The organism is Cupriavidus sp. 96C5-1 (assembly GCF_057798855.1).
The window spans coordinates 129,782-144,365 of the sequence record NZ_JBYOJU010000015.1; the positions used below are offsets into that span (position 1 = coordinate 129,782).

A 14,584-nucleotide genomic window follows, 5' to 3' on the forward strand; every position below is an offset into this window, starting at 1 on the left:
AACGCAAGAACACAGGCAGCGCCGGCACAGGCGTGAATTGAAACAAAGCCTGCAAGGCAACCCGGAGACAAGACAATGCCAGATCTGGATTCCCTGCTGAAGCCGCGTTCGGTCGCGGTCATCGGCGCCTCCACGCAGCCCGACAAGGTGGGCGGCATGCCCATCCGCCTGTTGCGCGAGCTTGGCTACGCAGGGCGCATCCATCCCGTCCACCCGAGCGCCAGCGAGATCCAGGGCTTGCGCGCCTATCCCACGCTTGCCGCCATTGGCGAGGCCGTGGACCTGGCCATCGTGGCGGTGCCGGCGCTGGCGGCAGAGTCCGTGATGGCGCAGCTCGCGCAGAACGGCACGCGCGCCGCGATCTTCTTTACCTCCGGCTTTGCCGAAGTGGGCGAGGAGGGCCTCGCCATGCAACAGGTGCTGGCCGCCAGCGCGCGCCGGCACGGCGTGGCCTTGCTGGGTCCCAATTGCCTGGGCGCGATGAATCTGCGCGAGCGCATGTTCGCCACCTTTTCACCCATCCCGCTTACGGGTGTTCCGCCCGCGGGCGACGTCGGCCTGGTCAGCCAGAGCGGCGCGTTTGGCGCCTATGCCTTCGCGCTGGCGCGCGAGGCCGGGCTGGGCCTGAGCCACTGGGTGACCACCGGCAACGAGGCCGGCCTGCAGGTGGCCGATGTGATCGGGTGGATGGCGCAGGACGATGACACCCGCGTGATCCTGGCCTATATGGAAGGCTGCCGCGACGGCGCGCGCCTGCGCCATGCGCTGGCCGCCGCGCGCGCTGCCGGCAAGCCGGTGGTGATCGCCAAGGTGGGCACCACCGAGGCCGGCGCGCGCTCGGCGCAATCGCATACGGCAAGCCTGGCCGGCGAGGATGCGGTCTACCAGGCGGTGTTCGACGAGTACGGCGTGCATCGCGCCCATACGCTCGAGGACTTCTTCCGGCTCGGCTACACCTTGTCGCGCGGCCGCCGTCCGGCGCGCTGGCACAGCCCCAGCGGGCTCATGGCGGACGCGGTGGCGCCGGTGGCCATCGTCACGGTATCGGGCGGCGTCGGCATCATGATGGCCGATCGCGCCGAACAGCTTGGCTTGCCGATGCCGCCCATGCCGGCGGCTGCCGCGCAGGCCCTGCGCGCGAGCATTCCCTTTGCCAGCACCGCCAACCCGATCGACGTAACGGGCCAGGTGGTGGCGCAGCCGGCCGTGCTGTTCGAGGCGATGGCCCGCGTGGCCACCTGCGGCGAGTACGGCAGCGTGGTCGCCTTCCTGGCCGGCGGCGCCAATGCACCGCGCCTGTGGGCGGAGCTCCAGCACACCATCGGCGCGCTGCACGAGGACAGGCACGCCGCGCCGCTGCTGCTGTCCGGCATCGTGGACGACGACAAGCGCGCATGGCTGGAAGCCCACGGCTGCCTGGTGTTCCGCGAACCCGCCCATGCCATCGAAGCGGTGGCGGCGCTGGCGCGCGCCGCGGCCCTGGATGCGACCGCGGCAAGCGCTCCGGCGGGCGCGGCTGCGTCGCTTGCGGCTTTCCTGCCCACGGTGCCGGACAACGCCGGCGCGCTGTCCGAGTTCGATGCCATGCGGTTGCTGGCGGATGCCGGGGTTCCGGTCGCGCCGCACGGGCTGGCGCGCGATGCCGACGAGGCGGTGAGCCTGGCGCGGCGCATCGGCTACCCGGTGGCGGTCAAGCTGTGTTCGGCGCAGGTGCTGCACAAGAGCGATGTGGGCGGCGTGGCGCTCAACCTTGGCGACGAGGCCGCGGTGCGCGCGGCGTTCTCCGCCATGCAGGCCGCGCTGGCCCGGGCCGGCGCCAGCCTGCCTTTCGAAGGCGTGCTGGTGGCGCGCATGGTGCGCGGCTGGGGCGAACTGATGGTGGGCGTGCGGCGCGATCCGGTGTTCGGCCTGGTGGCGCTGGCCGGCATTGGCGGCACGGCCGTGGAGATCTTCCGGCAGGTGGCTTTTGGCCTGGCGCCGCTTTCGCCGGCACGTGCCCGCGCCATGCTGGAGCAAAGCCGCGCGGCGGTCCTGTTCGAGGCCCATCGCGGCAACCCCGCGCTGCCGCTGGCGCAGGCCGCCGACCTGCTGGCGCGCGTGTCGCAGGTGGCGGCCGCGCTGGGTCCACGGCTCGATACGCTCGAGATCAACCCGTTCATCATCGGTGCCGATGGCCCGGTCGCGGCGGATGCCGTTATCACATGGCTGCCGGCGCAGGCACCGGATTGACCAGGATGGCGCAGCAAGACAGCGCGCTGCAGCGCGCGCGGCCTTTGCCGCGCAAATGCAGGAGGACATCCGTGCCTGGGCCGCCCTCGTCAGGACGAGCGGCACCGTACTCGATCAATCCGTCAGGAGCCAAACGCATGAACATGAGCATGAACATGGATACGCCCTTCGCATCGGCGCCGGCCACCGCATCCCCGGCCAGTCCCCAGCAGGCACTGGTCGCCGCCGCGGCCGTACCGCTGGCGATCTACGGCTATGCGCTGGTCGAGACGCTGCGCACCTGCCGCCTGCAGACCTCGGTCGCCTCGGCCACCGGCTACGGGCGCGCGCCGATCAATGCCCTGTCGGCCAGCGAGCGCCAGTGGACGCACGAAGACCGCGACATCGTCACCCCCGCCAACGACCTGCTGTATTTTTGCGGCTGGATCAACCTGGCCCAGGGCCCGGTGACGTTGCGCGTGCCGCCGCTGCCCGATGCGAAGCGCTACTACGTGATCGAGCTGCTCGATGTCCACACCAACAACTTCGAGAACCTGGGCCCGCGCAACGTGCCCGCCGAAGGCGGCGAGATCGAGCTGGTCGGTCCGGGGCAGCAGGCCAGCGGCGGGCATGCCGTGCCGTGCCCGAGTTCCCTGGTCTGGCTGCTCGGCCGCGTGCTGGTGCAGGGCGAGCCGGACCTGCCGGCGGCGCGGGCCTTCGAGCAGGGCTTCACGCTGACCCGCACGCCCGGCGCCGCGCGCCCGCGCTGCGTGGCGCAATGGCGCGACAGTGGCCGGCCGGCGCTGGATTTTTTCCAGAACCTGTTCAACGCACTGCGCGAGTTTCCACCCGCCGACGCCGAGCAAGGCGCATTCACCCTGCTGCGCAAGGCCGGCATCCGGCTGGAAGACGAGATCGAGGTGGCTTCGCTGCGCCCCGCGATCGTGGCCGGGCTGGAAAGCGCATACCGGCAGGCCAAGGCACTGATCGAGGCGCATACCCGCAGCCAGGGCCGCAAGAGCTGGGGCTACAGCCTCAAGCTCGGGATGTACGGCGACGACTGGCTGCAGCGTGCCTGTACCGCGATGAAGGGCCTGGGCGCCCTGCGCGCCGACGAGGCGATCTACGCCATGGCCGATTTCGATGCCGATGGCGCGCCGCTGGACGGACGCCATCGCTACGAGCTGCGTTTTGCCCCGGGCATGCTGCCGCCCGCGCAGGCCTTCTGGTCGGTATCGCTTTATGGCGAGGACCGCTATTTCAGCGCCAACGAGATCGGCCGCTATGCGGTGGGGGACCGCACGCCGGGCCTGCGCATGGAGCCCGACGGCAGCCTCGCCATCCCGGTCTCGCACAGCCGCCCCGCGCAGGCGGACAACTGGCTGCCTGCGCCGGCCGGACCGTTCTACCTGATCCTGCGCCTCTACCATCCCGCCCCGTCCTTGCTGGCCGGGCAATACGCCATTCCGGCCGTGCGCCGGATCGATTGAGCCGACACCGCCAAAGGATGCCGACATGAACCGAACCCAATCCGCCGCGCCCGGCCACGATATCGCCGACGCCGTCCGCTACACGCTGCCGCTGTACGAGATGGCGCGCATGCGCGCCGCCACCTGCCCGCGCCGCGACAGCGCGGGCGAGTTCGCCGCGCCGCAGCCCGATGGCACGGTGCGCTGGATCAATCATTTCATCCACACGCGGCAACTGCTGGGCCCGCAGCATCGCCAGGTGGTCACGCCCAACAACGATACGCTCTACAGCAACGCCTGGCTGGACCTGTCGCAAGGGCCGCTGCTGCTGGACGTGCCCGACAGCGCGGGCCGCTACTACGTGCTCGGCCTGCTTGATTTCTACACCAATCCCTTTGGCTATATCGGCACCCGCACCACCGGCAACGGGCAGGGGCGCTTCCTGCTGCATGGCCCGCGCTGGCATGGCGAGGCACCGGCCGGCGCCACCGCCATCGCTTGCCCCACCGATGCGGTGTGGCTGCTTGGCCGCGTGCTGGTGGATGGCCAAGCCGACCTGCCCGCCGTGCACGCGCTGCAGGACGGGTTCCGCCTGAGCACGCCGGATGGCGCGCCGGCGGCGCGGCGCTTCGATGTCGGCATGCAGCCGGGCGAGCACCTTGGCGATCCGCGCCGCTACGCCGAGGTGGTCAACCTGGCGCTGCGCGAGAATCCGCCACCCCCGGCCGAGGCAGGGCTGCTGGCGCGTTTCGCGCAATACGGCATCGGCGCGGATGGCGACGCGGCCGCGCTCGACGAGGCGGCGCTGGCGCGGCTGGGCATGGCAATCCAGGCAGTGCTCGCCGAACTGGCGGCACCGTTGCCCTCGGACCTCGGCGGCGGCTGGACCCTTCCCGTGGAAATCCGTGAATCGTTCGGCACGCGCTATGCCGAGCGCGCGCTGGTGGCGCGCAACTATATCGGCGCGCTGGGCGTGGAAGAGGCCATGTACGTCATGGCCGATCGCGACAGCGAGGGCGCACCGCTCGATGGCCGCACCGGCTACGAACTGGCCTTTGCCGCCGACGCGCTGCCGCGGGTCGGCGCGTTCTGGTCGCTCACCATGTATGGCAAGACCGATTGCATGCTGGTGGACAACCCGATCGGCCGCTATTCGCTGGGCGACCGCTCGCCGGGCCTGCGCCATGAAGCCGACGGCAGCCTGCGGCTGCGCCTGTCGGCAACCCCGCCGGCCGACGCGGCAAGCCAGGACAACTGGCTGCCGGCACCGGCGGGCCCGTTCTACGTGACACTGCGGCTCTACGAGCCTCGGTCCGCGCATCTCGACAAGACCTTCGTCTATCCGCCGATCCGTGCGCTCTCCGTGGGAGCGGCATCATGAACATCATGCAAGCGAAGCGGCAGATCCTGCGGCACTTGCTGCAGGCCGCGTGCCACGCCTTGCTGTGCGCGGCGGCGGCGGGCTTGCTGGCACCGGCGCATGCCGAGGCGTATCCGTCGCGCCCGGTGCGCCTGATTTCGCCGTATGGCCCTGGCGGTTCCAACGATACTTCGGCGCGCCTGCTCGGCGAGGCGCTCAGCCGCAAGTACAGGCAGCAGTTCGTGGTGGAGAACAAGCCTGGCGCCGGCACGCGCGTGGCCAACGAGCAGCTCGCGCGCGCCGCGCCGGATGGCTATACGCTGTTGTGGGCGGCGGCGCCGTTCGCCATCAATACCGCGGCGGGGATTGCGCAGCACTACGATATCCACAAGGATTTCGTGGCGGTGGGACCGCGCGTGCTCGGGCCGCTGTTCCTGATCGTCAAGGCCGATTCGCCGGTCCGCACGGTGGCCGATTTCGTGCGCATGGCGCGCGAGAAAAAAGACGGCGTGACCTTCGCCTCGCCGGGCATCGGCTCCGGGCCGCACCTGACCGCCGAGCTGTTTATGGCGCAGGCGCGCTTCAAGGGCCTGAACGTGCATTACCGCGGCGATGCCACCGCCTACACCGAACTGCTCTCCGGCCGTGTCGATGCCACGCTGACCGCCATCACCACCGCCTTGCCGTTCATCAAGGCCGGCAAGCTGCGTGTGATCGCCGTGTCCGCCGAGACGCGCTCGCCGGTCTACCCGCAGGCGCCGACCTTCGGCGAGCAGGGATTTCCCGCCGTGGTCGGCTACGGCTGGTTCGGCCTGATGGCGCCCGCCGGCACGCCCCCGGCCATTGTGCGGCAGCTCAACCGGGATGCCAGCGCGGTGCTGGCCGATGCGCAGGTGCGGAGCAGGCTGATCGGCCTGGGGCTGCAGCCGGAAGCTGGCGACAGTGAGGCGTTCGCGCACTTCATCGATGCCGAGGTGGGCAAGTGGGGGCCGCTGATCAAGTCGGCGGGGATCGTGCTGGAGTAGGCCGGTGCACGGCCGATGGCAGCCGCTGTGTGCCATTGGCCGTACGCTTCCCGATGGCCGCGGCGGCTGGCATCTGTCTGTCCCATGGTCCCGTGGTCACGTGGTCCGGCATCGACTGGCTGGATGCCGAACGCCCCCGCGTCCAGGCGCAGCAGGACCGGATCACCGGCGATGCCAGCCTGGTCAAGGTTGAAAATGCGGACCCAGCTCATCCCGCATCCAGTCCGCGAACACACGCGTGCGTGCCGGCAGCAGCCGCGCATGCGGATAGATCAGCGATAGCGGCCAGGGCGCCTGCTCGAAGTCTTCCAGCACGATGCGCAAGGCCCCGGCGGCCACCAGTGGCGCCACCTGGTAGGACAGGAAATTGCCGAAGCCCGCACCGGCGGCGCAGGCCGCCACGGCGGGCGCGGTCTGGTTGAATTCGAGATTTCCGTGGACGGAGACGAAGAACGGGCGGCCCTCTTGCTGGAAGCTCCACCAGTGCGCGGGGTTGCCGATAAAACGCACGCAACTGGCGTGCGCCAGCGCGTCCGGGTGGCTGGGAACGCCATGTTCGCGCAGGAAGTCCGGGGTTGCCACCACCACGCGGCGGATATGGCCAAGCGGCCGCGCCACCAGGTTGGAATCCGCCAGCGGACCGATGCGCACGCCCACGTCGATTTCTTCCTCGAGCAGGTTGACAACGCGATCGGTGAATTCCATCCGGCAATGCACGGCGGGATAGCGCTGCACGAAGCGGGTCACCGCCGGCGCCACATGCATCTGGCCGAACAGCACGGGCGCGGTCAGCACCAGTTGTCCGCTGGGTTCGACATGGCGCTCGCTCAGCAAGGCCTCGGCTTCGTCGATGGTGGCGAGGATGCGGCGGCAGCTATCCAGGTAGTTGCGGCCCTCGTCGGTCAACGACTGGCGGCGCGTGGTGCGGTTGAGCAGCCGCACCTGAAGCGCCGACTCGAGCGCGGCCAGCGTGCGCACCACCGCCGGCAAGGAGGTGCGCAGGGCGGTGGCGGCAGCGGTGAGGCTGCCTTCGTCGACCACCTTGACGAAAGTCTGCATGGCGCGGAGTTTGTCCATCGCGCCACATTACTACGATTAGTGGAGTAGTCAACTGTGTCCTGCCCCATTTATTGCAGGCGGGAAACTATCCAGAATGGCATCCAGTCCCCCAACTACCTGGAGCCGAGATGACCACCACCACGCCGCATACCAATACCGCCGCAACCTCCGCGACCATCGCGGGCGCGGCATCGCCGGCCGCGCCGCTGGTGCTCTACCGGATGTCGCTATCCGGCCACTCGCACCGGGTGCAGCTGTTCCTGTCCCTGCTAGGGCTTCCTCATCGGCTTGTCGACGTCGACCTGCGCGGCGGCGAACACCTCCGCGAACCCTTCCGCCGGCTCAATCCTTTTGGCCAGGTGCCGGTGCTGGACGACAACGGCACTATCCTGGCGGACTCCAACGCCATCCTGGTCTACCTGGCCATGCGCTATGACGACGGCCGCTGGCTGCCGCACGACCCGGCCGGCGCCGCGGCGGTGCAGCGCTGGTTGTCGGTGGCCGCGGGCGAAATCGCGTTCGGGCCCGCCACCGCGCGGCTGGCGAACCTGATCGGCGCCCCGGTGGACGCCGATGCCGCGATTGCGCGCGCGCGGCGGCTGTTCGACCTGATGGAGCCGATCCTGGCGGCCACGCCCTACCTCACCGGCGCGACGCCTACCCTGGCCGACGTGGCCGCGTATAGCTATATCGCCCGTGCCGAGGAGGGCAATGTGCCGCTGGCGCCGTATCCCGCCCTGGCCGGCTGGCTGCGCCGGGTAGAGTCGCTGCCCGGCTTTGTGCCGATGCCGGCCACCCCGATTGGCCTGCTGGCCGCGGCGTAACACGCCCCGGGCAACGCGCAACACGGAACAACCGAGCAAGGAGCAAGAGATGGACCTGCAACCATGGCCGCACGCCGAATCGCCCTTTCATGCCGGGGAACAGGCCGCGCAGCAGCGCGCCGGCAAGCGCGAGCAGATGGAGGCCGCCGGCCGGCGCGTGGTGCGGCCCGCCATGCCCGAGCAGCATCGCCTGTTCTTTGCCCAGTTGCCGTTTGTGCTGGTGGGTGCGGTGGACGGCGAGGGCATGCCCTGGGCCACCATGCTGAGCGGCGCGCCGGGCTTCATGCAGGCGCCCGATCCCGGCCACCTGCATATCGGCGGCCATGTGCTGGCCGGCGATCCGCTGGCGGACGCCTTGCATCCCGGGGCCGACATCGGCCTGCTGGGCATCGAGTTGCATACGCGCCGGCGCAACCGCATGAACGGGCGCCTGCTGGCGGCGGACGAGGCAGGCATGACGGTGGCGGTGACCCAAAGCTTCGGCAATTGCCCGCGCTATATCCAGTTGCGCCACTGGCGCGAGGCCGGTGCGGACGAGATGGCAGGCAGCCCGGCCTGGCACGGCGACGCGCTGGATACCGGGGCGGCGGACGCGCTGCGCGCCGCCGACACGATCTTTATCGCCACCCATCATCGCGATGCCGCTTCCGCGCACAGCGGCGGGGCCGATGTATCGCACCGGGGCGGCAAGGCGGGCTTCGTCCGGGTGGACGACGCCCGCACCCTGACCTTCCCGGATTTCAACGGCAACAATTACTTCAACACCATTGGCAACCTGGTGGCCAACCCGCGCGCCGGGCTGCTGGTGCCGGATTTCGAGCGCGGCGGTTTGCTGCAACTGAGCGGGCGCGGCGAGATCGTCTGGTCGGGAGCCGAGGTGGCGGGCTTTGCCGGTGCCGAGCGGCTGGTGCGACTGCATGTCGAGCGCGTGGTGCGGCGTCCTGGCGTGGTGCCGCTGCGCTGGCGCTTCGAGGCGATGTCGCCGGCGCTGGCGCAGACCGGCGGCTGGGATGCTAGTGCTGGACACTAGAAAAGATATCGATAGATAACAAAGCCTGCGGTAATCGTGACCTGATCCGTGCAGGCTGCGAGCGCTCTGGGGCGCAGTCGCCGGCACCCGGGGCGCGTGACGGACGATGGGCATCTTCAGCCGCACGGCACTGGGGGGGCCGGCGGCTATGCATTGTTGTATTCGGCATACGTTCAATGCGCCGGCAGAAATATGAGTGATGCTGCTCTTTTGTCCGGCCGGCCGAGATCCGCCCGCGCGGCTGCGTGGTGTGCGAGGGCGGCGCTGGCGCGCGCCATCTGGCGAGCGGCCCCCCATCCGTGCATGCGCTGCTGTTCAAGTACGGACAATTGCCCTATCGTGACGACCTTCCCTGTCACTTCGGCGCGGATACGCGCAGTCCGGAGGCAAAGGCCCCCGGTGCTGGCGCGGCGATCCTCCCGTCTTGTCCCGTCTCGCCCCGTTTCGCCCATGCCTCGCTACTTTTCGTGCGTTGCCCGCCACCTGTGGTCGCTGGCACACGGTTACCCATTGTCGGCGCTGCTGCTCGCCGCATCGCTTGCCCTGGCTCCGCAGGCTGCGCTGGCTGCGTCCACGGCCGCGGACAATCCCGCCGTCGCCCCGGCGCACGGCAAGCACCCGCGTGTGTGCCTGGTGCTCTCCGGCGGCGGCGCGCGCGGCTATGCCCATATCGGCGTTATCCGGGCGCTCGAGAAAATGCATGTGCCGATCGACTGCATCGCCGCCACCAGCATGGGCGCGGTGGTAGGCGGCCTGTACGCCAGCGGCCTGTCGGCCAGCGAACTGGAGGCGCGCCTGTCCCACATCAACCTGAGCGATATCGCGTTCGACCGCAACGAACGCGCCGAGCTGCCGCAGGCGCAGCGCGAGGACGACCTGCAATACCCGATCGGCATTTCGGTCGGCTATGGCGACGGCCAGATCAAGCTGCCCACCGGCCTGGTGCAGGGCAACCGCCTGCTGGCGCTGCTGCAGAACTGGACCGCGCAACTGCCGGCCGACACTGATTTCAACCGGCTGCCCATCCCTTTCCGCACCATCGCTACGGACCTGGGCACTGGCCAGCCCGTGATCCTCGACCATGGCTCGCTGCCGCGCGCCATCCGTGCCAGCGTGGCCGTGCCGGGCCTGTTCGCGCCGATCAAGGTGGACGGGCGCACGCTGGTCGACGGCGGGCTGGTCAGCAACCTGCCGGTGCAACTGGCGCGCGATATGGGCGCCGACGTGATCATCGCCGTCAATATCGCCTCGCCGCTGGACGACCCCGCCAGTCTGGACTCGCCGGCGGCGGTGACGCAGCAGATGGTGACCATCCTGATGAACCAGAACGTGACCGCGCAGAAGCAGCGGCTGGGCCCGGGCGACGTGCTGATCGAGCCGCAGTTGGGCGACCTGTCCTTCACCGACTTCTCGCGCGCCAACGACGGCATCCAGGGCGGCTGGAACGCCATGCTGGCAGCCGAGCCCCGGCTGGCGTCGCTGGCGCTGCCGGCCGGCGCCTGGCAGGCCTACCTGGCGGCGCGCAAGCCGGCGCAGGCGGTGGCCGGGCCGGTGCGCATCGATGCCATCGAGATCCAGTCCCACGGCAAGATCCCCGCCAGCTTCGTGCGCAAGTACCTGGGCGTGAACGAGGGCGACACCTATGACGCGATCACACTGAATCGCGAGATGGCGCAGCTCTCCACCTCGGGCGACTTCGAGAGCGTGACCCAGGAACTGCTCACCGAAAATGGCCGCAACGTGCTGAAGGTGGAGGCGCAGCAGAAATCATGGGGCCCGCAATTCCTGCTCTTCGGTTTCGGCGTGTCCAACACCTTCAACGGGCAGGGCAGCTTCAACCTGCAACTGGGCCATCGCTATCCGTGGCTGACCCCCGGCGGGCTGGAATGGCGCAATGACATCGTGCTGGGCAGCAGCCAGGCCAAGTGGCATACCGAATTGCGCCAGCCGGTGTTCGACCGGCTCGGTTTCTATGTCGCGCCGTATGCGGAGTACGGGCGCAAGCGCGTCGACCTCTATTCCGATATCGCGCCCAACCGCAATACCGAGCCGCTGACCGCCTACCAGATCGAAACCGCGGTCGCGGGCCTGGACCTGGGCGTGCCGCTTGGCCGGCTGGGCGAATTCCGGGCGGGCGTGAATTACCAGCAGGTCAACTACGCGGCGGCCTATAACCTGCCGTTCGGCACCGGCAAGCTGTTCCCCCGCGCACGCGTGCGTCAGCCGGTGGCGCGTGCCCAGCTCACCATCGACCAGCTCGACGATCCGCTTTTCCCGCGCACCGGCTATTACCTGCTGGCGACCAACGAGCTGGCGTTCGGTGGCACCGACAACCGGTTCAACGATGCCCATGCCAAGGCGCTGTGGGCCACCAGCTACGGCCGCCACACCCTCAACCTGGCCGCGGAGGCCGCGGCCACCTATGGCGATCACCGCAGCGACAACAGCAGCAGCGGCGGCCTTGGCTTCACGCTGGGCGGCTTCCAGCATCTGTCCGCCTATGCGCAGGACCAGTTTTCCGGCAACTTCCTGCTGTATGGCCGGCTGACCTACCTGAACGATCTGCGCGAGTTCATCCTGCCGGGTTTCCGCAGCACCGTGGTGGGGGCCAGCCTGGAGGGCGGCGATGTCTGGCTGCGGCGCAAGAACTTCGGCAACGGCCCCTTCAAGTCCAGTGCCAGCCTGTTTATCGGCGGCAACAGCGCGATCGGCCCGCTTTACTTCGGTTTTGCCGCGGCGCCGAATGGGGTGTGGAACCTGTATCTGCAGTTGGGCCGCGTGTTCTAGGCGGCGGGTGCCGCCGGCACCGGCTCGGCAGCGGCAACGGCATCGCCGGCGGGCCGGAAGGTCACAGAGGCGATACGGCCATTGCGCAGCTGCAGGGTTTGCGTGCCCTGGCCTTGACGGACCTGGCCGTCGATGACCGACGAGGCCGCCAGGTCAATGCTGGCGGTGGTGCCTTCGATGCGTGGGGGCGCGGTGGCGGCGATACGCACCGTCTTGCCGGCCAGCGCCTCCAGTTTGGCGAACATGCCGATGACGGCATCCCGGTCGTCGTAGGTGCCGGCCAGTGGATGCTCGCCATTGTGGCGCCATTGCACATTGGGCTCCAGCAGCGGGAACAGCGCTTCGAACTGGCCGCCGGTGAGCGCCTGCAGGTATTCGTTCACCACCATGGCGACGGCTTCCGCGCTCATCGGCACCTCGACGGTGGCGCGCGCGCGGCGGCGAGCGCGTGCGGGATCGAAGCCAAGGAATTCCAGCACGCTGGCGACCACCTGTTCGCGATCGTTATCCACGCAGATCATGTGGTAGCTGTTTTCCACCACCACCTTGCGCACGTCGGACACGGTGGCCTCCAGGAAATCCGCCGAGCGCAGGCTGGTCAGCTCGTCCTCCCGCGCGTGCACCACCAGCGTGGGGCAGGCGATGCGGTGAGCGCCGCGCAGCACCCAGCTGCGCAGGCGGTCCACCTGGCGGATGCAGGCCAGGGGCACCCAGCGGTAGTGGAAGTTATCGCCGCGCTCGAACTTTGCCTTGACGATGGCGCGCACCAGGTCGTTCTTGATGCCGTAGGGCTCGTCCTCATCCACCCGCATGCGCGCAGGCAGGGTGGGGATGTGATAGACCACGTGCCGCAGCGCGCGGTACCAGGGGGTGGACCAACCGTCGATATATACCGGCGCAGCCAGTGCGATCAGCCGGCCCTTGCGGTGCTGGCGGCGCTCGGCCAGCGCCAGCGCCAGCAGTGCGCCCATGCACATGCCAAGCACGTGGAAGGTCTCGTACTGGCCGGCCAGTTCGTCGTAGGCCTGCGTGACGGTTTCCAGCCATTGCTCGGCGCGCACGGGGATCAGGTCCTCCGGGGTGCCGGCATGTCCCGGCAGCGTTACCGCGTGGGTTTCCACCCCGGCGCGCCGCAGGGCCTTGTGCATCGGGCCGAGGTCGAACTGCGTGCCGCCCAGGCCGTGGATGAGCAGGGCACCGGTGCCGCCGCTCCTGGAAGCCGTCATGCTGCGTCCCGCTCCTCGACCGCCGCCGCGGCTTGCAGGCGCCACGCGCCCGCAATGACCGCCACGGATTCGTCGCCATCCAGCAAGGGGCCGCTCATATCGAGCACCATGGTGCAGTCGCCGGCCGGCAGCATCAGGCGAAAGAGCAGATCGGTGCGGTTCTCGCCGTCGCACTCGCGCAGCCAGCGGTCGCGCACCTGCGCGCGGTCGTCGGGGTGGACATGGGCCAGCACGTTGTCCAGGCTGGCGAATGCCGCTTCGCGCAGGCCCAGCGCGCGCTCCACGTCGCCGCTCCAGCGCAGCGTGCCGCTATGCGGATCCAGGCAATAGACCAGCTGGCCGCTGGCCGCCAGCGCCAGCTTGATATCGTTCTGGCGCTTGGCCGACTGCTCGTGCAACTGCTCGCGGCTGGTCCGCAGGGTGCTGATCAGCAGCGTCAGCAAGGCCGCCACGGCAAGGTAGAGCTGGGCCTCGAGCAGGGAACGGCCATGCTGGGCAGCGCTCTCGGCGAACGGGCCATCGCCCTGGCCGGTGTTGACCAGCACGAACAGGGCGAGGATCGCCACCGCTACCGAGCCGCCCCGGCCGCCCCACAGCAGCGTCACCAGCGCGGCGAAGAACAGCGGAATGTAGGTCAGCGCGAAGATCAGGCCTCGCGGCAACGGCGCCAGGGCCCGGCTATCGAAGATAAAGAAGGTCGTCAGTACCAGCGCGGCGAAGGCGGCCAGGCCGAACAGGAAATCGCCACGGCTCATGCCGCCGGAACGCATGGCGCGGAAGCGCGACCAGCCCGCCAGCACCGGCAGGACGATCAGCACGCCCACCAGGTCGGAGGCGGCCCACACGCGCGCGGTGCGCCAGAACGGCACATCCTGCATGATGGTGAACCAGCCGGCGCCCACCGCGGCGCTGGCCGCGCTGCTGACCACTCCTGCGATCAGCAGCCCACGCACAAAGGCCAGCCCCTCCAGCGAGAAGTGCGTGCGCCTGACCAGCGCCACCGCCACCGCGGCGAAGCCGATTTCGTCGAGCGAGAACAGCATCAGCCGCAAGGTATCGCGACCCTCGAACCAGCCCAGCAGCATCTGCGCGGCAAAAAAGGCCAGGCCCACCGGCAGCCAGCGGGGCAGCGGCGTCAGCATGAAGGCGGCCACGGTCACACCGGCTGGCAGCCAGATATAACCGGTAGCCGAGAACGGGCCGTTGAGCTTGTGCGAGACGAAGCCTGTGCAGAAATACAGTGCCGCCCACGACAGCAGGACGAGGGCTCGGTTGGTTGGTTTCACGTTGGCTTTCCTTGGCTGAGGCCCTGGCGCAGGTTCAGGCCCCCGGCTGGCTTGGAGGTGGCGTGCCGGCGGCTGACGCGTGCGGCGGTGCCGCTCAGCGCACAGCGGCCCGCCGCTCCTTGAACGCGCGAGGCGGGCGCGCGGCTGACTTGCCGCTGCGGGCGGGCAGGGGCCTCATCGGTTCGCGCCGGGCATTGTCGCATGGCGTTATGTAATAAAATCGTCACAATTGCGGGTATCCGGTCAGGCCGATGGCTTGCTGGTTCCGGCGCGAGCCGCGCCATCCAGGGGCGAGGCAGGCGTGGAGCCG

Annotated in this window: 10 protein-coding genes; 7 read left to right on the forward strand and 3 right to left on the reverse strand. The window is 69.3% G+C overall.

The window, feature by feature from the left end:
• The first annotated feature begins 75 nt into the window (after positions 1–75).
• From AC3FOF_RS18320 to AC3FOF_RS18335, 4 genes are all read left to right on the forward strand, one after another.
• Entirely contained in the window at positions 76–2,229 is a 2,154-nt protein-coding gene (locus AC3FOF_RS18320) for an acetate--CoA ligase family protein (RefSeq protein ID WP_276264895.1), read from the forward strand.
• A 155-nt stretch (positions 2,230–2,384) separates the two neighbouring features.
• Entirely contained in the window at positions 2,385–3,698 is a 1,314-nt protein-coding gene (locus AC3FOF_RS18325; RefSeq protein ID WP_488727386.1) for a DUF1254 domain-containing protein, read from the forward strand.
• A gap of 25 nt (positions 3,699–3,723) precedes the next feature.
• Positions 3,724–5,058 (forward strand): DUF1254 domain-containing protein, encoded by a 1,335-nt coding sequence (locus AC3FOF_RS18330; RefSeq protein ID WP_488727365.1) that lies wholly within the window; start codon positions 3,724–3,726, stop codon positions 5,056–5,058.
• Between the two features lie 5 nt (positions 5,059–5,063).
• A complete protein-coding gene (locus tag AC3FOF_RS18335; RefSeq protein WP_488727387.1) occupies positions 5,064–6,062 on the forward strand; it encodes a Bug family tripartite tricarboxylate transporter substrate binding protein in 999 nt (332 codons plus the stop codon).
• Positions 6,063–6,245: 183 nt separating this feature from the next.
• On the opposite strand, the gene AC3FOF_RS18340 is transcribed toward AC3FOF_RS18335, so the two are convergent.
• Entirely contained in the window at positions 6,246–7,139 is an 894-nt protein-coding gene (locus AC3FOF_RS18340; RefSeq protein ID WP_017230387.1) for a LysR family transcriptional regulator, read from the reverse strand.
• Positions 7,140–7,297: 158 nt separating this feature from the next.
• Here AC3FOF_RS18340 and AC3FOF_RS18345 point away from each other — a divergent pair, with 158 nt between their 5' ends.
• From AC3FOF_RS18345 to AC3FOF_RS18355, 3 genes are all read left to right on the forward strand, one after another.
• Positions 7,298–7,945, forward strand: a complete 648-nt coding sequence (locus tag AC3FOF_RS18345) for a glutathione S-transferase family protein (protein ID WP_430869534.1) — start codon at positions 7,298–7,300, stop codon at positions 7,943–7,945.
• 49 nt (positions 7,946–7,994) lie between these two features.
• Positions 7,995–8,975: a pyridoxamine 5'-phosphate oxidase family protein gene (locus AC3FOF_RS18350; protein ID WP_488727366.1), complete on the forward strand. Its 981-nt coding sequence runs from the start codon at positions 7,995–7,997 to the stop codon at positions 8,973–8,975.
• A 450-nt stretch (positions 8,976–9,425) separates the two neighbouring features.
• Positions 9,426–11,762: a patatin-like phospholipase family protein gene (locus tag AC3FOF_RS18355; protein ID WP_276264890.1), complete on the forward strand. Its 2,337-nt coding sequence runs from the start codon at positions 9,426–9,428 to the stop codon at positions 11,760–11,762.
• Here AC3FOF_RS18355 and AC3FOF_RS18360 read toward each other — a convergent pair.
• Positions 11,759–12,988, reverse strand: a complete 1,230-nt coding sequence (locus tag AC3FOF_RS18360) for an alpha/beta fold hydrolase (protein ID WP_488727367.1) — start codon at positions 12,986–12,988, stop codon at positions 11,759–11,761. The two genes, AC3FOF_RS18355 and AC3FOF_RS18360, sit on opposite strands and share 4 nt — an antisense overlap.
• A complete protein-coding gene (locus tag AC3FOF_RS18365; protein ID WP_017226702.1) occupies positions 12,985–14,274 on the reverse strand; it encodes an MASE1 domain-containing protein in 1,290 nt (429 codons plus the stop codon). Before AC3FOF_RS18365 ends, AC3FOF_RS18360 begins: the two co-directional genes overlap by 4 nt.
• Between the last annotated feature and the right edge of the window lie 310 nt (positions 14,275–14,584).

Bases quoted from the DNA above. Each gene is read 5' to 3' on its own strand.
- AC3FOF_RS18320 (WP_276264895.1), top strand. From the start codon at position 76: ATGCCAGATCTGGATTCCCTGCTGAAGCCGCGTTCGGTCGCGGTCATC.
- AC3FOF_RS18335 (WP_488727387.1), top strand. From the start codon at position 5,064: ATGCAAGCGAAGCGGCAGATCCTGCGGCACTTGCTGCAGGCCGCGTGC.
- AC3FOF_RS18330 (WP_488727365.1), top strand. From the start codon at position 3,724: ATGAACCGAACCCAATCCGCCGCGCCCGGCCACGATATCGCCGACGCC.
- AC3FOF_RS18360 (WP_488727367.1), bottom strand. From the start codon at position 12,988: ATGACGGCTTCCAGGAGCGGCGGCACCGGTGCCCTGCTCATCCACGGC.
- AC3FOF_RS18355 (WP_276264890.1), top strand. From the start codon at position 9,426: ATGCCTCGCTACTTTTCGTGCGTTGCCCGCCACCTGTGGTCGCTGGCA.
- AC3FOF_RS18325 (WP_488727386.1), top strand. From the start codon at position 2,385: ATGGATACGCCCTTCGCATCGGCGCCGGCCACCGCATCCCCGGCCAGT.
- AC3FOF_RS18350 (WP_488727366.1), top strand. From the start codon at position 7,995: ATGGACCTGCAACCATGGCCGCACGCCGAATCGCCCTTTCATGCCGGG.
- AC3FOF_RS18340 (WP_017230387.1), bottom strand. From the start codon at position 7,139: ATGGACAAACTCCGCGCCATGCAGACTTTCGTCAAGGTGGTCGACGAA.